This is a genomic window from Muricomes intestini (assembly GCF_004346165.1).
Taxonomy (GTDB): Bacteria; Bacillota; Clostridia; order Lachnospirales; family Lachnospiraceae; genus Muricomes; species Muricomes intestini.
Window position 1 is genome coordinate 36,094 of record NZ_SLZZ01000011.1, and the last position, 18,431, is coordinate 54,524.

Below are 18,431 nucleotides of genomic sequence, written 5' to 3' on the forward strand. Positions count from 1 at the left end.
GCGGGCACTCTTTAAAAGGGTGCCTTTTTTATTGCAAAAAATGAAGGTGAGGTGAGCCTGATGGCAAAGTTAACAGCAAAACAGCAGAGATTCGTAGAAGAATATTTGATAGACTTGAACGCTACTCAGGCAGCCATAAGAGCAGGATATTCTCCGGGGACAGCGAAAGACATAGGATGTCAAAACTTAGCAAAACTCAACATTTCGGATGCCATCGCAAAGAAAATGGCTGAACGGTCAAAAAGAACTGGAATCAACCAGGACAGAGTTGTCCAGGAACTGGCACGAGTTGCCTTTGTGAATATGGGTGAGCTTGTGGATCCGAAAGACGGCTCTATCCGAAGCAATGCTACCGACGATGATCTTGCATGCATTGAATCGGTCAAGGTCAAACAATCAGACAGCGACACCGGATCCAGTACAGAGAGAGAAGTGAAAGTTGCATCCAAACTGAAAGCACTTGAGTTGCTGGGTAAGCACCTTGGCATGTGGAATGATAAGCTGAATGTGAACCTGAATCTTCCGGTGTTCTATGAAGGGGAAGAGGATATTGAAGAATGAGAAGGTTATCAAGATATTTCTCCTCGCCATAATCGGAAAAGGGTATAAGACATTCTGGAACTTCAAAGGCAGGTACAGGTGCTGCAAGGGGTCCCGTGCATCTAAGAAGTCGAAGACCACGGCTCTCTGGTACATCTACAACATGATGAAGTGCCCAGGGGCGAATACACTGGTTGTCAGGAAGACATACAGAACGCTGCATGATTCCTGCTTTACGGAATTAAAGTGGGCGGTGCACCGGCTGCAGGTAGATCACTTATGGAATTTCAAGGAATCACCATTGGAAGCCGTATATAAGCCAACCGGACAGAAGATATATTTCCGGGGCTTGGATGATCCACTGAAGGTTACATCCATTACCGTAGACGTTGGTTATCTTTGCTGGATGTGGATAGAAGAGGCATACGAGATCATGAATGAATCTGATTTTGATATGCTGGATGAATCCATCCGTGGTGAGTGCTCTGATAATCTGTTTAAGCAGATTACGCTGACTTTCAATCCCTGGAATGAGCATCACTGGTTGAAGAAAAGATTCTTTGATGCTCCTCCAGATCCGGATATACTGGCCATTACCACAAATTACAGGTGTAATGAGTGGCTGGACAAAGCTGACTTAAGGGTATTTGAGAGAATGCGGAAGAACAACCCCAGGCGGTACGCTGTTGCAGGTTTAGGCGGCTGGGGTATAGTTGAAGGCCTGGTATATGAAAACTGGCGGGAGCAGGAATATACGCTATCAGAAGTACGAAGTAAATACGAATTAGAATCAGCACTGGGATTAGATTTCGGTTACACAAATGATCCTAGTGCTCTTTTTGTGGGTTTCATTGACAAGAAAAACAAGAAGCTTTTTGTGTGGGATGAAATGTACAAAAAAGGTTTGAGTAACAAGAAAATTTCCGAGAACATCTCTGTTATGGGGTACAGCAAAGAGAAAATTATTGCTGACTCCGCTGAGCCAAAGTCCATTGATGACCTGAAAGAATTAGGCTTGCGGGTAAGGCCTGCTGAGAAGGGCAAGGACTCCATCAATAATGGGATTCAGTTTATTCAGGATTTTGAGATTATTATACATCCAAGATGCGTGAACTTCCTGACTGAGATAAGCATCTACACATGGGACAAGGACAAATTCGGAAAGAAATTAAATGTTCCGATAGATGACTTCAATCACCTTATGGATGCCATGCGATATGGACTTGAGCCATACAGCCGGAACCACAAAGTTAAGTTAAAAACATTTCGAGGAGGGATATAAATGAGCGATGCAAAAGTTACACGTATGAACAGCAGGCGGCCGTATAAGTTGCCGGAACCACTGATCTGTGATGCGGATGCAGTGATAGATATCTCCCTGGTGCATAAGTACATAGACAAGCACGAGGAGCGGCTGCCGAGGTATAAGTACCTGGAAAATCTCTATAAGGGATTTCACGATGTATTCAACCTTCCGGAAAAGGAATCGTGGAAACCGGATAATAGACTGGCCGTGAATTTTCCCAGGTACATCACAGATACCTTCTTGGGGTATGCATACGGTGTTCCGGTGAAGCGGTCGCATCCAAAAGAGAATATTGACGAAGCGATTAAAGAGTTTGACCAGAGCAATGACATGGGAGACCATGACTTTGAGCTAGAGAAGCAGGCCTGCATTTATGGCCATGCTTATGAGTACCTTTATCAGGATGAAGAAAGCCAGACGAGGATCGCAACGGTTAAGCCTAAACATGGCTTCATCGTGTATGATGATACAGTTCAGAGAAGAGCCATGTTTGAGGTGAGATATGGATACAAAGGTAACGGTACAATCAGAGTCGGAGAGGTCATGACACGGGATGAGTTTTATGAGTTCACTGGAAGCACGATGAATGAGGGCATAATAAATCCTTACGGCCGGCTGCCAATGATTGAGTATGCACTGAACCAGGAACGCATCAGTTTGTTTGAAGGCATTGCCGGCATGACAGAGGTCTATAACAAGACAATCGGTGAGAAAGCCAATGATGTTGACTCTTTTGCGGAGGCCTATCTTGCGATTTTGGGAGCAGAACTTGACGATGACGGAATATACAGGATCCGGGATAACCGGATCATCAATCTGTACGGTACTGATGATGCAAAAGATATTGTTGTACAGTTCCTGCAAAAGCCTACGGCAGATGGCTCCCAGGAGAACCTACTGGACAGACTGGAAAAGCTGATCTATCAGACAAGTATGGTGGCAAACATTTCTGATGAGAACTTTGGGCAGGCTTCTGGTACTGCACTAGCCTACAAGTTGCAGGCTATGAGCAATCTGGCACTTACTGCTGACCGAAAGATGATAAAAAGCATGTCTGCCAGATATAAATTATTCTGTTCCCTGCCTACGAATGTTCCGGATCCGGATGCCTGGAAGGATATTGATTACAAGACAACCAGAAACATCCCCAAGAATCTGCTGGAGGAAGCACAGACAGCACAGGCCCTTGACGGTATTACTTCCCAGGAGACCCAGCTATCTGTTTTAAGCGTTGTGGGGAATGCATCCGATGAGATTAAGAAGATGGAAAAGGAACACGAGAAAGCGCAGGAAACAGCTACAGGCAACGATTTATTGGAGAGGTTGAGAGATGGACAGCAGGACATACTGGAGCCAGAGAGAAGCGGAACAGCTTCGTAAAAATATCAAAGACGAGCTGGTGTACAATAAAAAAATCAAAGAGACCTATGATTACATGCTGGATAATATCCAGAAAGAGATCAATGGCTTTTATGCCCGTTATGCTACTAAAGAGGGGATAACCTTAAGCGAGGCAAAGAAGCGTGTTAGTCAGCTTGATATCGATGCTTACGGGCGAAAGGCTAAGCGGTATGTAAAGGATAAAACCTTCACGAAAGAAGCCAATGAAGAGATGCGGTTGTACAACGCCACCATGAAGATTAACCGATTGGAACTCTTAAAAGCGAACATTGGTCTTGAGCTGGTGGATGGTTTTGACGAATTGCAGAAGTATTTTGACACCACGCTGACAGATCGGACATTGGCAGAGTTCAAGCGCCAAGCTGGAATCCTTGGCAAGTCGGTTCTGAACAACGAAAAGACAGCACATTCCATCGTGAATGCCTCTTACCAGAATGCAAAGTTCTCTGACCGGATATGGATGTACCAGGATATGTTGAAAGCAGAATTGTCCAGTCAGCTAAAAATTGGTCTGATACAAGGGAGAAATCCCAGGGAGCTGGCAAGGCATATCTCTAAAGTGTTTGGAGTGAGCCGGAATAATGCGGAGAGACTTATGCAGACAGAGCTTGCCAGGGTACAGACAGAAGCCCAGAAGCAGTCCTATGAGAGAAACGGCTATGATCAGTACGAATTCATTGCTGAACCTACCGCTTGTCCCATATGCCAGGCGCTGGACGGGAAAGTATTCGATGTTAAAAAGATGCTGCCCGGGGAGAATGCATCTCCCATCCATCCACATTGCCGCTGCAGTACTGCAGCACACATGGACAAGGAAGAATTCGACAAGTGGCTGGATTTTTTGGGCAAGGGCGGAACTACGGAAGAATGGGAGAAGATTAAAGCAAAAAGTGTTGTAAAGTCGATGAAAAGTGGTAAGATAATATCAGGAGCGGTAAGTGGTGCAAGAAATCCATATGGAAAGGCTGCGGATGTACATGCTAAAAAGTATTATGGATCAGTCAGGAAGATGACTACGGATGTCTCAAGGATTGCAAAGAATACAGGATACTCAAAGGAAGAGATCCGGGCAATTAAGAATTATCTGTTTGTTGATGAGCATGATTTGGGGGATAACGGCGTTAAACAGTTCGATCCGGATTATATGATCGCAGAATCGTGGCAACGTCTTATAGACGGAAAACCAGAATCCCACGATTTGACTTTAATAATCCATGAGATAATGGAGAGAAAGCTGATAGAGCAGGGCCTATCCCAAGACGAAGCGCATAATCAGGCCACTGCTAAATATAATTACGATAAGGAGGCAAGCGAGTTCTATGGTAAGATTAAAAAATTTAAAAAAGAATAGCGCTACGGTAGAGTGCGATATTATTCCGGAAGACAGCGAACAGCGCGGTCATATCGTAGTAAATTTAGTTTCTGGGGAGCTGGAGGGATATTCCTTGCCAGAGGGGTATGAATGGTGTAAAAATCACGTTCACCACGCACAAACGACTTTATACGAGCTGGCCAAGGAAAAGGATATGCCAGATGAAAAATTAGTAATGTGGTATTAGATAGCATCAGTCGATAATGACCGGTGCTATTTTTATATCCAATTTTAAGAGAAAGGATGGTGAAGACAATGAAATTCCGGAAAAAGCCTGTAGTGGTGGAAGCGTTCTGTTTTAAAGGAGCCGACTCTGAAATTAACGCTCCTGATTGGTTTGCGCAGGCATTACAGAATGAGAAAGCAATATTGGATCGTGCTTTAAAAGACGGACATGCGCATGTCTATGGCTGCACGATTGACACGCTGGAGGGTAAGATGCATGCAAGGATTGGTGATTACATTATTCGTGGTGTGAACGGGGAGCTGTATCCATGCAAGCCGGATACTTTTCGTAAAACATATGAGGCAGTTGAAGTGAGAGGAGGAATGATAAATTGATTGAAGTAAATGTCCAAAAGGACAGCATATCAGTAATCGGGCATGCAGGGTATGCTCCACCGGGGCAGGACATTGTGTGTTCTGCGGTAACAACCCACGTACAGGCCTTGGCAGCTTCCATAGATAATCTGACGGATGATACCCCAGATTATACGATTGCCCCAGGAGTATTTATTTTAAAAATTAAGGATTTATCGGAGAAGTCGCGAACTCTGGTAGATTCTTTTTTTATTGGTATCTGCGGTATTGTGGATGCCTATCCGGATTACGTCCGGATTGTATAAACTTTGTCTTTTTTCCGTTAGACATTAAATAAATGGATTGGGCCGGCGGGCATTGTACGATAGACCATTAAAAACCAGATGGAGGAAAAGAAAATGAAGTATATGAATAATCACTATGGGGAATCAAGAATCTTTGAGAAAGCGTCCTTACAGCTATTTGCAGAGGATGATACTGAGGACGAAGAAGAGGATCCGGACGATGACCCTGAGGACGGTGAGGACGAAGAGGAAGAGAACGAAAAGGCAGACAAGAAAGGAAAGGGCGATGGCAGGCTCTACACAAAGAAGGAGCTGGGGGCCATTGTTGCCAGAGAAGTTCAGAAAGTCTTAAAGGAAAAGAAGCCAAGTCAATCCGAGGCTGAAAAGCTGGAAAACATGACAGAGGAACAGAGAAAGCATAAATCCGATTCCGAGCTGGAAGAACTAAAGCGTAAGGTGGCCCGGATGGAATTGTCTAAAGTTGCATCCAAGGCCTTAAAGGCTGCTGACATTGATGTGACAGATGAAATCCTTGATTTTGTTGTTGGCGATGATGCTGAGAGCACTAATGAAAAGATTGAGAAATTCATTGAGGTAAAAAATGGGATTGTTAAGTCTACCGAAAAGGAGCGGAGTAAGGGGAAAACTCCTAAGGTTGCTACCAATGAAGGAAAGCAGCTGACCCGTGAGGAACTTGCCAAAATGTCCTATAAGGATGTACTGGCATATAAAACTAAGAACCCGGAAGGGTACAAAAAAGCAATGGAGGAATAGAAGATATGAAATATAAAGTATTTAAAACACTGCAGTTATTTGCAGACGAATTGACTACACTTGCACAGATGGTTGATCCGGAAGTCATGGGGCAGATGATTTCTGCGCAGCTTCCGAAAGCTATTAAATTTTCAGGTATCGCTCCAATCGATACGACTTTGGAGGGCAGACCTGGATCCACAATCACGGTACCGAAGTTTAAATACATCGGTGACGCTGCGGATGTGGCTGAGGGAGCCGCTATTGACTATAGCATGCTTGAGACCGAGGATGCTAAGTACACAATCAAAAAGGCTGGTAAGGGTGTAAAGCTGACAGATGAGGCTGTACTTAGCGGATACGGTGATCCGGTAGGGGAAGCACAGAGACAGGTGAGAATGTCAATTGCATCTAAGGTGGACAACGATATTGTTGCGGCTGCCCAGACAACCACACTGTCTGTATCACATGCAATTGACCTTGACCTGATTGATCAGCTTGAAGCAACTTTCGAGGATGCTCCGGACGCTATTGAGGATGAGGATTCCGGTTCTGTGGGCGTATTGTTCCTGTCCTACAAAGATGCGGCTAAACTGCGTAAGGCGGCTGCCGAGAACTGGACAAGAGCTAGTGAATTAGGAGACAACATTCTGATTAGTGGTGCTTTTGGCGAAGTACTGGGGTGGGAGGTTGCCCGCTCTAAGAAAATCACGGATGGTACTGGACTGGCAGTAAAGACAGGTGCTTTAAAGACATTCCTGAAGCGCTCTGTGACGGCTGAGAAAGAGCGTGATATTGACCATAAACTTACTAAGTTCAACGCTGACCAGCACTATGTTGTTGCTCTGGTGGATGAAACCAAATGTATTAAGATAGCAGCTGACGGTGGCTCGGGGGAATAACGGGCCGTAGCCTGCCAACCCAGCCTAGCTATACAGCAGAAAACCTAGAGTCCATGACTATAGCGGGTATTAAGGCTCTTGCTGGTAGTCTTGGCTACGGCATAACGAAGGCGAAGAAAGATGATATAATCGGTGAGTTTTTAAACCAGCAAGGCGGTGATTAAATGGCTACCATTGAGGATGTAAAGATCCTACTGGACATTACGGATAACGATATGGATGAAAAGCTCAGCCTGATTATCAGCAATGCTGAAAAACAGATCCTTGCTTATTTGCCAGAGGGTACAGTAACAGTACCGGATCCATTGCAGTACATCGTGACTGAGCTTGCGATTGTACGGTTTAACCGGATTGGCAACGAAGGTATGTCCAGCTACAGCCAGGAGGGAGAGAGTATCACATACGGGGACGATATTGCCCCGTACCTGGCTGCTATTCAGGCATGGATTAGCACACAGGAGAACAACAAGAGAGGAGTGGTAAAGTTTATATGAGATATGACGTGCCAATATCTTTTGTAAAAGAAACCGATAAACATTATGATCCGGTAGCGGGGGAGTGGATCCAGGGAGAGCCCGTCCGTACAAAGAAATATGCGAATGTAACCCATATGGGCGCAGAACGCCAGCAGGCCGTGTTCGGCGATGTGAAAGCCAACCGGCTTGTTGTCCGTTTGCAGAGAGTTTATAAGGCACCCTATGATTATATAGAGATAGACGGCAAAAGCTATCACACGGACACAGAGAGGCTTCCTAGTGATACGCAGAGTTTAGTGGTGATGCAGAATGGCTGATATTAAAGTGGTTGGGATTGAGAAGTTGGAGAAGCAGCTCAAGGAGAACATTTCACTCGGAGCTGTGAAGCAGGTGGTAAAGAAGAGTGGGACAACACTGCAAAAGGAAGCTGAGAGGATAGTGCCTGTTGCACCAGTCAACGGGGGGACACTTAAACGAAGCATAACCGGTCCAGAACTAACAGACGGAGGCTTGACTGCCAAGGTGGAAGCTACAGCTGAGTACGCCGCATATGTGGAATATGGCACTCGCTACATGAAGGCACAACCGTACATGCGACCGGCACTTGAAAAAGCTGAAAAGGAATTTCAGACAAACATGAAAAAGCTTATAAAATAGGAGGTGGATATGGACAAGACAGCAGAACAGGCCATACATGACAAGCTATGGCAGATTGTATCCCCTCTGGTGGGCGGAGAAGTCTATGAGAGCCGCCCCATGACGGAGGTGGGATATCCCTTTGCAGACTTTGAGGACTTCTTGTCCAGTTTCACGGGGACGAAAAACGGAGCCTTTGCAAGAACAGCGGTAGATCTTAATCTTTGGGATGCTGAGGATAAACGGAAAGATATATCTCAAGCAGGAGGCTCACTTTTCACACAGGCAATGCAGCTAAAAGAGGCTTTTGGGTACAAAATATCCATGAGGGTTAGTGATTCCACTATCAGAGTAATACAAGACAGAACCGTATCACCACCAATCTGGCGGTGCATGGTACATTTAGAATTTGACATATAGGAGGTAGACAAATGGCAGTTATACAGGGAAAAAGAATTGCATATTTATATCGTCTTCTGTCAGAGGCAAAGACGAATGATGCGATGGCAATGGCATTCACAACAGAAAATAGCACATCCATTTCAAGGGATTCTGATACTGTTTCTACAAAGAGCGGCGTGATCAGAGTGCCCAAGGATGCGGAAACGGAAATCAAAGCAACGGCAATTTTTGCCAGTGAGAATGATGAAATTGCTAAGAAAATAAAAGCAGCAGTAAATGGCGGGGACAAGCTGGAGATTTGGGAAGTAAATCTTGATGATCCGGGTGAGGATACAAATGAGGGCAAGTTTGCGGCTACATATTATAATGGGTACGCCACTAGCTATGAGTTGACATCCAACAGTGAGGATCATGCTGAGGTTGCTCTTGAGTTCGCCATTGAGGGCACAGGGGTTGACGGCTATGCGACCGTAACAGATGATCAGCAGGCCATTGCCGATCTGGTATTTAAGGATACCACTAAAGACACGTCGGGGGAATAATACCCCCGACTGAATCGGCCATAGTAGGAACGGGGGTCGTGGATTCGGCCATTGTAGGAAACTATTAAATACATGGAGGAAGATTAAATGTTTGACCTAACAATTAATGGAGAAGTATATCAGTTCAATTTCGGAATGGGGTTTTTACGAGAGATTGATAAGAAAGTATCGGCTATAGTTGATGGAGCTACAGGTGTAAAACAGGACATGGGCTTGCGGTATGCTGTAGCAGGTGTTATCGACGGAGACCCCAAGGCTGTGGTTGATGTGCTGGAACTGGCAAACAAAGGCCAGACCCCGCGTCTGACAAAAGCGGCTTTGGATGCTTTTGTAGAAGACGAAAACACCGACATTGATGCTTTATTTGAGGATGTAAAGGGTTTTTTATCGAAAGCAAATGTTACCAAGAAGGTGACGTTGGAGCTATTGGAGAGGGCAGAAGCAGAAAGGGAGAAAGCAGGACTGTAAACATTGGAGAGTTGTACCACGATGTGGCAATAACCTGTTTTCGGTATTTCGGTTTTAAGAGCCTTACAGAGGTGGATCAGCTGACGATTCCAGAATATGAGTTACTGATAGAAGCACACAGCTTGCGAATGGTGGATGAAGAATACAAGCGCCATGAGCAGGCATTTTTAAATTACCAGGTGCAGGCGCAGAAGTCTGCCGGGAAATACAAGACAAAGCCTGTTTATGATAGCTTCGAGAAGTTTTTCGATTATGACAAGGTTTTAGCCAGGGTAAAGAAGAAAGAGAAAAAGCCGGCTGAACGGTTTGCCGGCATCGGCAAATTATTGAAGAAAGGAGGGGCATAAAATGGGAGATTACTCTGTAAAGGCCATATTGTCTGCAACGGATAATGGCTTTTTGTCAACAATGAAAAGTGCCATGGGATACACCAATAACCTTAAAAGCACGCTCACAAGCGGTCTTGGATTTGGAATCATGATGGGTGCAGGACAGAAAGCCTTTTCAGCCATTAGCGGCGGTCTTACCGGGTTGATCGGGGATATGAGTAGCGCTGGTGCAACATGGAAGACTTTTGAGGGAAACATGCGAATGAGCGGTCATGCGGAGGCTGATATAAAATCTGTAAAAAAGGAATTGAGCGATTTTGCTGTGCAAACTATTTACAATTCATCCGATATGGCCAGCACTTTCGCACAGCTGGACGCAGTAGGAACTAAAAACACCACTAGCCTGGTGAAAGGCTTCGGTGGTCTTGCGGCCGCAGCAGACGATCCGAAACAGGCCATGAAGACATTGAGTCAGCAGGCTACACAGATGGCTGCAAAACCTACCGTAGCCTGGCAGGACTTTAAGCTGATGTTGGAACAAACCCCTTCTGGGATTTCACAAGTGGCGAAGACAATGGGCATGTCCACATCAGATTTAGTAAAGAACGTCCAGGATGGAAAGATTGCAACAGAGGATTTCTTTGATGCGATAGAGAAGACCGGAACAAATGCACATTTCTCAGAGCTTGCGACGCAGTACAAGAAAGTAAGTGAAGCAGCTGATGGATTAAAGGAGACTATGCAGAATAAACTTCAACCTGCTTTTGATGTTCTATCTGGTGTGGGGATCAAGGCCATCAGCAAGATAACTGATTCTTTTGATTCCATAAACGAAGATGCTTTAGCGGGGAAAGTTACGGCTATGGTTACTAAAGTGACCCCTTACTGGGATGCATTTAAAGATAGTGCAATCAAAGTCAAAGACGCGTTTGGGGACGCTTTTGGCGCAATCGGGGATAGCCTTGGAAAACTTACGGGGAAATTCGGCTCTGATGACAGTGTTGATAAATTTTCTGGAACTGTGGAAAAAGCTGCGGGCGCATTAAAAAGGTTTGCTGGGTTCTTGGAAGACCATTCAGATATAATTGCAAAGGTGCTTTCTAAGCTCCCCCAACTGTTAATAGCGTACAAAGGGTTTAAAGTAGTGAAATCCATTGCACCCGGGCTAGGGCTTTTTGCCAAGGGAATTACCAGCCTGGCAGGAAAAGGCATCGGAGCAATTGCAGGAAAACTGTTTGGGATTGCCGGAGCACAAAAGACGGTCGGAACAGCCAGCACGACAAGCGCAGGTGGGGTTATGAAATCTGCAGTTGCATTTCTTGCTATGGGGGCAGGAGTCCTACTCATTACGGCCGGAATCGGCCTATTGGTATATTCTGCCATCCAACTTGCACAGGCAGGCCCTATGGCGGCAGTCGCTTTACTTGGACTGGTCGCTGTAGTCGCTTTATTTGCGGTAGGGGCCGCAGCTTTAGGCCCAGCACTTACAGCTGGTGCAGTGGGATTTATAGCTTTTGGCGCGGCAATCGCCCTGGTAGGGGTAGGTGCATTATTAGCGTCCGTAGCACTAACGCTTGTTGCAGGAGTACTCCCCACAGTTGTAGCTTATGGATCACAAGGAGCGGGGGCAATTGCCTTGCTTGGTGCAGGTATGATTGCCTTTGCTGCAGGCGCAGCGATAGCAGGTGTGGCGTGTGTAGTTCTCGGAGCCGGCCTGCTTGTAGTTGGAGTGGCCCTGGCATTAGTTGGCGTCGGTGTCCTCGTGGTAGCAGCCGGAGTTATGTTACTTGCGGCCGGAACAATGGTATTAGGCGCGGGAATGATGCTCACAGGGGCGGCCCTGATGGTAGTTGCAGGGGCATTGCCCACAGTCGCAGCGGGAGCATTGGCAAGTACGGTGGCTTTTGCGGCTATGTTGGCTGTATCGTTACTGTTAGGTGCATCACTGTTGCTTATATCGGTTCCACTATTATTAATCGGGCCAGCGTTTCTTTTGGCATCGGTCGGAGCACTGGCATTTGGTGTAGCAATGACAGGAGGGGCTGTAGGATGCGCTGCTATGGCAGTCTCACTGAAACTGGTTAATTCAAGCATGAAATCCATAGCAAGCAATGCAAAGGCGGCAGAAACGTCTATTTCAAGCATGAGAAAATCGGTCAATATAGTAAATGACGGATTGGACGCTCTTGGGAATAAGGCGAAATCAGCGATTAATAAGTTCACCAGTGCTTTTCAAAATGGCGCTGGACAGGCGCAATCCGCAGCCACTACAATGGCAAACGGAGTAACAAACGGAACAAAAGCGGGGCTCGCTCCACTTCCCTCTGTGGCAACCTCTGCAATGAGCAGATTTAATTCAGCGTTGCGGGCCGGAGGAAATGCAGCGGTATCTCTAATGAGAAGCACAGCAAGTTTCATTGTGTCCACAGCAAGTTCAGCGGCAAGTGGAATGTACGGTGTTGGCTATAACATCGGCGCAGGACTTGCATCTGGTATGAGTGCCAGCCTCGGTTATGTTGAGTCAGTGGCATCGCAGCTGGCATCTGCAGCTGAAAGAGCCGTTAGGGCAAGAGCCAAGATACATAGTCCGTCAAGAGTGTTTGCAAAATTAGGAACGTTTGTCGGTCAGGGTTTTGCAAACGGAATAGAATCCATGCAAAGTACAATTGAGCGTGTAAGCAATAATATGGTAGCTATCCCGGATGTGCCTGCTTTTGCCGGCATGGATTCCTATTCATTTGGTAGCCAAGAGCTGCGGAGTGATTATGAATACCGCCCTGTAGTCTACGTGAATGCAGAAGTGACCAGCGTTATGGACGGCCGCGAGGTAGGTTACGGAACCGCAAAATATGTAGAAGAGAAAAACAATTTTGATACTACAAGAAAGAACCGTATAGGAGGGAAGACGAATGTATGAATTTAGAGACACAATAGACAACAGCGAACAGGATGTCTCCCTCTTAGGGGAGGCCCTCTCTATAGATGGCGAGTATATTGAAAACCATATCCCCGGATATCGCACGCTTGCTGTGAGTGGCCGGGAAAGCCTGGAATATGACGTGACAGATGAAGACCGCCCCATTGGAATTGACGGAATGGAATATTACGGGAAAAGACAGCCTGACAGGACAATTACGGTGAAGTTTTCCCTGCAGGCGGATACAGCGGCTATTTTCATGGCTCGTTACCGACAACTGAAGAATTTCTGCCAGGGCGATAACCGGGAGCTGCGATTCGCAGATGAACCTAATGCGCATTATGTTGGCACACTGGTTACAGTAGATGAACCAGAATCAGGGCAGTTATACGTGGTGGGAGAAATGTCATTTTACTGTGCTGATCCCTATCTGATATCGGATGTTCTGGATTCGGACACAGCAGCCACGGAAAGTGGAATACTGACAGCACATGTGGACAATGACAGCAGTGCGGCAGTGTATCCGATCTATCGCATTAAGCATGTTACGGAAAATGGATATCTTGGCATTGTACATCCGGGTGGTGCTTTTGAAATGGGTAACAGAGAGGAAGCTGACACGGAAACTTATCAGCAAAGCGAAGTTTTAACAAAAGGAATGTCCGATTATGTGCAGTATACCGGTGATAATCCAAAAAACACGGCAATCAAAAATAATGGAACACTAAATCTCGCAAGTGATGGATACTTAAGACTTGGCTCTGCAGGTTCTGGCTCGCATTGGCATGGCGGATGCAGAAAGTGGGACTTACCAGCCGATAGTAATGGAGAGGCCGGGGCAAAAAACTTTTATCTATGGTTCAGATTGCAATTTATGACGGGTTTGATTGCGCAGACAGGCCTTATACAAGTCATGCTGACAGACACAAGTAATAACATTATAGCGGCTTTTGAGGTGCACAAAGACGATATGGTCGGTAACAAGGCCTATGCACAAGCTTGGGTTGGTGGCAATTCTTTAAGAGAAGCATTTAAGTGGGATTTTACTCCAACGATCTATGAAAAGCAAAATGGTTTTATCTATGCTAAAGGCTACGAGGATATTTTAAAAATAGGCAGTAAGATACGTTTTTTTTATTATGGCAAATATTATGAAATCAGCGTGCCGGAACTGGCGAATGTAAAAGTAGCATCCGTACAGGTGTTTATCGGGCAATACGCCGCCAGGAACACATCTAAGCAGCTGGTTACAGTTATGGGCGTTGGAGAGCTTAGAGGGCGCAAGGACTATGTAAATAAATTAAAAGATATCCCGAACCGCTATGCTGCTGGGAGCGAGATTGTAGTGGACACAGAATCCGACTCTATTTTAGTAAGCGGTTTGCCGGCGAACGATGAAAAAGTAGACGGGGCTGAATTTCCCTCATTACCTGTTGGCAAAACAGATATAGAATTTTACACGTCTTCTTGGTGCGAGAGTCCGCCGGAAGTAACCGTGGAATACAGAAAGAGGTGGTTATAGTGCTGATAAGCGTACATGACAAGAATTTAAGGCGGGTTACATATTTGGATAATGAAAAGCTGAAGACAATGCATTATTTTGATGATACGTGGCACCGATACTTGACGGAAGCCACTTCAACATTTGATTTTTCGGTGCCGAAAACAGGAAATACAGATATAGAATTTCTTACAGAAAAGGGATATGTTTCTTTCCACTATGAGGGTAAAAGTTATCTTTTCAATATAATGAAAGTTGAAGAAACTGAAAAGAAACTGACTTGTTACTGTGAGAACTTAAACTTGGAACTCTTGAATGAGACCAGTCTGGAATATAAAGCGCCGGGGGCAAGGACATTTGCACAGTATATTAATCTTTTGGGGTTGCAGTACGCACAACTGGAAATCGGAATCAATGAGGTGTCTGATCTGTCCCGATCATTGGAATGGACGGGGCAGGACACAAAGCTTGCCAGGCTCTTATCGCTGGTAAACAAATTTGATGCAGAATGCGAGTTTGTAACACATTTGAACAAAGACGGAACCTTAGACAAAATTGTATTAAATGTCTACCGCAAACATGACGATAGCCACCAGGGCGTTGGGACAAGGCGAAAAGATGTTACTCTGTACTATGGTAAGGAAATTAAGGAAATCCGCAGAACGATTGATAAGACAGGACTCTATACTGCAATCAAGCCGATAGGGACTGACGGGCTGACAATTAAGGACTTGGATAAGACAGAAAATGATGATAACGGAGTTGCTATGTTTCGGAGTGCCAAGGGAGATACGCACATCCTCTGCCCGCCAATGCGAGATGAGTACCCGTCACAGGTGGTTGACCCGACAGGAGACAGGTACATCAATCTTGATTGGACGTATGAGACAAAAAATGTAAATACATTATACGGCCAGGCATTGGCAAAGTTGAAATCCGTCTATATGCCAGCGATAACTTACGAGGTGGACGGTTTTATAAAACTGGAAATCGGGGATACCATCAAGATGCATGATGCCGGATTTACTCCTCTGCTGCTGTTGGAAGCGAGAGTGAGCGAACAGGAAATTAGCTTTTCTAAGCCGGACAGAAACAAGACCATATTTTCAAACTTCCGGGCACTGGAAAACAAGCTGTCAGCTGATATACAGAGCAGGTTGGAAGCTCTTATACAGGATGCAATACCATATACGGCAGACATTATTACAACGAATGGACTTGTCTTTAAAAATGGAGAAGGTTCCACGACATTAACTGCCAGGGTGTCCAGAGGAAATACCATTTTAACAAGCTTATTTGTGCAGTGGTATAAAGACGGAACGCCATTATCTGAAGAAAATAGCATTACTGTAAGTGCCTCGGATGTGGACGAAAAAGCAGTATATCGTTTCGAGGTTTTAGACGCTGGCGGAGAGATAATGTGTTTTGCAGAAGTAACTATTGTGGATGTGTCTGACGGAGAACCGGGTGCACCAGGCATAAGTCCTGTTGTGACTGTAAATGAAGACACCTCTCTGACAATTGAGGATGCGGAAGGAGCAAAGACAACGCCACCTCTTAAGGGAAATGACGGGGCAAAAGGCGAGCCTACCGGGATAACGGTATCTGATACAGAGCCGACTACAAAATATATGGGGATGCTATGGAAGCATACAGGGACTGTCTCTGGGCTTGTGAAAAATGCCACTTATAGATGGACTGGAACCGCATGGGAACTATATATGTTTATAGCCAAAAACCTGCAGGTGGATAATCTGGCGGCCATATCCGCAAACCTTGGAACAATTACTGCCGGAACGATAAATGGCGTTGAAATTAATAGCAGTGAGTTCAACAGTGATTTTATAGTTGGCGTGTCCACACATACCCGTTATAACGGACGGATGACTCTTACCTCCGGGCGTATATATATAATTTACGATATAGAACGAAATATCGGCGCAACGGATTGGACGAGGACGGGCAGCGGACAAGTCGAGTATGATTACTCTGGCATGTCTGCCGTAGAAAGAGATGCCGACGGATACATAACCTCAAATTATAGTTTAAGCCCGTATAAAGTAAACACCGATATAGCTGCCATATCGGATAAACTTGGCTCTTTATTTACAAAAGTAGTTGCAAGCGGAAGAGTGACTGTTACATCTACTGGTGCCACATGGCTTGCCATAGCGGATGTGCCAAACTACAGTTCATCCAATAAATATTTTGTATTGGCCAATTGCCTTACAGAGGCTATCATCCCATATGTGCGAAGAAAAGATGGAAAAATAACCGCTTATGGCCCAACCATAAGATCTGGCTCAAGCTACACCGTAGATTATGTTGTAATCCAGCGGTAGGAGGATATATGGATATCAGAGGCAGACCGTAAAGGTCTTATTTTTATGGATTTGAAATAAATATGGAAAAGGAGAGATTATGGACCCACAAATTGTAGTTGCATTAATTTCATTGGCGGGGAGTGCACTGGGGACATTTGCCGGCATAGCTGTAAGTTCTAAGCTTACGAACTATCGTTTGGAGCAATTGGAGGGGGAAGTGAGGATGCACAACAATTTTGCCCGCAAGATGCCGGTGATTGAAGAGCAGATCAAGGTAGTAAATCATAGGATTCAGGATTTAGAAGAAAAGGAGAAATAGCTTATGGATTTATCATTTTTAACGAACTACATTAACCCGTTAATTTTGGGTATTTGCCTCATGGTAGGCTATGTAATCAAAACCGCTGTCCCCAAGCTGCCTAACCGGTACATACCTCTGTCAGCCTTGATTTTGGGGACGGTAATCGCTATAGTAATGAATTATCATGGAATCAACGCAGAAGTGATCCTGGGTGGCATGATAAGTGGCTTGGCAAGTACAGGGTTGTATGAGATGCTGAGGAATTTATTAGATAAAGACGGCAAAAAGGATACAGAGGGCGAGTAATCGCTCTCTTTTTTTGGAGGTAAAAACATGCTTAAGAAGGAAGTAGCCGTACAGTTGATGCGGCATTTAGTAGAACATGATTGGCATGGTTATAGTCAAGTCTCACGATGGGGAGATGGAGAAGGTACCTGCGATATCAGCATCGGCGGAAAAGTGTACAAGCTAGAGCAAGGAGACCGTGATTGCTCCTCTGCCGTGATATCCGCATACCAGGCGGCAGGAATCAACTGCGGAGGCGCAACTTATACAGGAAACATGCGTAAATGCATGACTGGAACGGGAAACTTCAAGTGGCATCCCATGTCTAGTGGATTTACGGCTCAAGCCGGCGATGTATATTTGAATGAAGCCGACCACACAGCTATGTGCTTGTCTGCTGTCCCAGATATGCTGATGCAGTTTTCAATCAGTGAAACTGGTGGGATTGACGGAGCAGAGGGAGACCAGACTGGAGAAGAAAGTAATATACGGTCTTACTATAATTACCCGTGGGACGGCATCCTTGAGTGCGTCAATAAAGAGTCTGTTGGATCCTCAGCATCAGTCGTAGCAAAACCTAAGGTTTCTTCAAAAGTGGAAATGAGAGAACAAACCGGTGGAGACAACCAACGGTTCTATATCGAAGATGCTGGCAACGGCTGCGTTCGTCTGAGAAATAAAAGTTTGGGATTATATTTGGACATCCCTAATGGAAATGCCAAAAACGATTCCGTGTTGCAACTATACAAGAAGAATAGTACGGATGCGCAGCTCTGGAGAGTGGTATATAAGGTACACGGACTGGCACAATATGCTTTACTTGAGCCTAAGCTGGCTCCGAGAAAATATGTAAGTGTAGAAGGCAACGGAATTAATGGAAAAACGAAAGTAAAACTGTGGGATGACCTAAAAAACAGTAAACAAAAGTTCTGGATCAAACAAGCTGACGACGGGGCTTATGTTTTCGTACATACGTACAGTCTGAAAGCGATTACCGCTGTATAAAAACAAGGCCCGGAGCTGTAATGGCCCCGGGCTGATATATTGTATCATTTTCGTGTTGTATTTGTGTGTATCTATTACCATTTTACCGACTTCTACGCTGGTTTTCGTGTTGCATGTCGTGTTGCATAGCATTCTAAGATGCTATAT

22 protein-coding genes are annotated in these 18,431 nt (G+C 45.3%); all 22 read left to right on the forward strand.

The genetic code is table 11. The features are described from left to right. The first annotated feature begins 60 nt into the window (after positions 1–60). The 22 genes from EDD59_RS09125 (at position 61) to EDD59_RS09230 (ending at position 18,284) form a co-directional block, all read left to right on the forward strand. Positions 61–561: a terminase small subunit gene (locus EDD59_RS09125; protein ID WP_132381163.1), complete on the forward strand. Its 501-nt coding sequence runs from the start codon at positions 61–63 to the stop codon at positions 559–561. Then, a complete protein-coding gene (locus EDD59_RS09130) occupies positions 551–1,822 on the forward strand; it encodes a PBSX family phage terminase large subunit (protein WP_330572018.1) in 1,272 nt (423 codons plus the stop codon). Before EDD59_RS09125 ends, EDD59_RS09130 begins: the two co-directional genes overlap by 11 nt. Then, positions 1,823–3,226: a phage portal protein gene (locus EDD59_RS09135; protein ID WP_132381167.1), complete on the forward strand. Its 1,404-nt coding sequence runs from the start codon at positions 1,823–1,825 to the stop codon at positions 3,224–3,226. Further along, complete coding sequence (locus EDD59_RS09140) at positions 3,177–4,598, forward strand: minor capsid protein (protein WP_132381169.1); 1,422 nt, start codon at positions 3,177–3,179, stop codon at positions 4,596–4,598. The genes EDD59_RS09135 and EDD59_RS09140 overlap by 50 nt, the downstream gene beginning before the upstream one ends. Beyond that, positions 4,567–4,806 carry a hypothetical protein gene (locus EDD59_RS09145; protein ID WP_132381171.1) on the forward strand — a complete coding sequence of 80 codons (240 nt, stop codon included), beginning with the start codon at positions 4,567–4,569 and terminating at the stop codon, positions 4,804–4,806. The genes EDD59_RS09140 and EDD59_RS09145 overlap by 32 nt, the downstream gene beginning before the upstream one ends. A 68-nt stretch (positions 4,807–4,874) precedes the next feature. Then, entirely contained in the window at positions 4,875–5,180 is a 306-nt protein-coding gene (locus EDD59_RS09150) for a hypothetical protein (protein ID WP_132381173.1), read from the forward strand. Continuing rightward, positions 5,177–5,464 (forward strand): ribosomal-processing cysteine protease Prp, encoded by a 288-nt coding sequence (locus EDD59_RS09155; RefSeq protein ID WP_132381175.1) that lies wholly within the window; start codon positions 5,177–5,179, stop codon positions 5,462–5,464. Before EDD59_RS09150 ends, EDD59_RS09155 begins: the two co-directional genes overlap by 4 nt. 93 nt (positions 5,465–5,557) lie before the next feature. Further along, the gene (locus EDD59_RS09160; protein WP_132381177.1) at positions 5,558–6,217 is read left to right on the forward strand and encodes a capsid assembly scaffolding protein Gp46 family protein; all 660 of its coding nucleotides are present in this window, start codon (positions 5,558–5,560) and stop codon (positions 6,215–6,217) included. Positions 6,218–6,222: 5 nt separating this feature from the next. Continuing rightward, the gene (locus EDD59_RS09165) at positions 6,223–7,098 is read left to right on the forward strand and encodes a N4-gp56 family major capsid protein (protein ID WP_132381179.1); all 876 of its coding nucleotides are present in this window, start codon (positions 6,223–6,225) and stop codon (positions 7,096–7,098) included. Between the two features lie 164 nt (positions 7,099–7,262). Next, positions 7,263–7,592: a phage head-tail connector protein gene (locus tag EDD59_RS09170; RefSeq protein WP_132381181.1), complete on the forward strand. Its 330-nt coding sequence runs from the start codon at positions 7,263–7,265 to the stop codon at positions 7,590–7,592. Further along, positions 7,589–7,891: a hypothetical protein gene (locus EDD59_RS09175; RefSeq protein WP_132381183.1), complete on the forward strand. Its 303-nt coding sequence runs from the start codon at positions 7,589–7,591 to the stop codon at positions 7,889–7,891. The genes EDD59_RS09170 and EDD59_RS09175 overlap by 4 nt, the downstream gene beginning before the upstream one ends. Then, complete coding sequence (locus EDD59_RS09180; RefSeq protein WP_132381185.1) at positions 7,884–8,231, forward strand: HK97-gp10 family putative phage morphogenesis protein; 348 nt, start codon at positions 7,884–7,886, stop codon at positions 8,229–8,231. The genes EDD59_RS09175 and EDD59_RS09180 overlap by 8 nt, the downstream gene beginning before the upstream one ends. Before the next feature lie 9 nt (positions 8,232–8,240). After that, entirely contained in the window at positions 8,241–8,630 is a 390-nt protein-coding gene (locus EDD59_RS09185) for a hypothetical protein (RefSeq protein WP_132381187.1), read from the forward strand. 11 nt (positions 8,631–8,641) lie between these two features. After that, positions 8,642–9,154: a phage major tail protein, TP901-1 family gene (locus EDD59_RS09190; protein ID WP_132381189.1), complete on the forward strand. Its 513-nt coding sequence runs from the start codon at positions 8,642–8,644 to the stop codon at positions 9,152–9,154. An 87-nt stretch (positions 9,155–9,241) separates the two neighbouring features. Next, the gene (locus EDD59_RS09195; RefSeq protein ID WP_132381191.1) at positions 9,242–9,622 is read left to right on the forward strand and encodes a tail assembly chaperone; all 381 of its coding nucleotides are present in this window, start codon (positions 9,242–9,244) and stop codon (positions 9,620–9,622) included. A gap of 23 nt (positions 9,623–9,645) precedes the next feature. Beyond that, the gene (locus EDD59_RS09200) at positions 9,646–9,969 is read left to right on the forward strand and encodes a hypothetical protein (RefSeq protein WP_132381193.1); all 324 of its coding nucleotides are present in this window, start codon (positions 9,646–9,648) and stop codon (positions 9,967–9,969) included. 1 nt (position 9,970) lies between these two features. Beyond that, entirely contained in the window at positions 9,971–12,868 is a 2,898-nt protein-coding gene (locus EDD59_RS09205) for a tape measure protein (protein WP_132381195.1), read from the forward strand. Continuing rightward, positions 12,861–14,390, forward strand: coding sequence for a distal tail protein Dit (locus tag EDD59_RS09210; protein WP_132381197.1), 1,530 nt, complete (start codon positions 12,861–12,863; stop codon positions 14,388–14,390). Before EDD59_RS09205 ends, EDD59_RS09210 begins: the two co-directional genes overlap by 8 nt. Next, the gene (locus tag EDD59_RS09215; RefSeq protein ID WP_132381199.1) at positions 14,390–16,711 is read left to right on the forward strand and encodes a phage tail spike protein; all 2,322 of its coding nucleotides are present in this window, start codon (positions 14,390–14,392) and stop codon (positions 16,709–16,711) included. The genes EDD59_RS09210 and EDD59_RS09215 overlap by 1 nt, the downstream gene beginning before the upstream one ends. Positions 16,712–16,790: 79 nt before the next feature. Continuing rightward, on the forward strand, positions 16,791–17,012 hold the full coding sequence (locus EDD59_RS09220; RefSeq protein WP_132381201.1) for a hypothetical protein: 222 nt from the start codon (positions 16,791–16,793) through the stop codon (positions 17,010–17,012). Between the two features lie 3 nt (positions 17,013–17,015). Next, entirely contained in the window at positions 17,016–17,300 is a 285-nt protein-coding gene (locus EDD59_RS09225) for a phage holin family protein (RefSeq protein WP_132381203.1), read from the forward strand. Between the two features lie 27 nt (positions 17,301–17,327). Continuing rightward, the gene (locus tag EDD59_RS09230) at positions 17,328–18,284 is read left to right on the forward strand and encodes an RICIN domain-containing protein (RefSeq protein ID WP_132381205.1); all 957 of its coding nucleotides are present in this window, start codon (positions 17,328–17,330) and stop codon (positions 18,282–18,284) included. Positions 18,285–18,431: the final 147 nt, after the last annotated feature.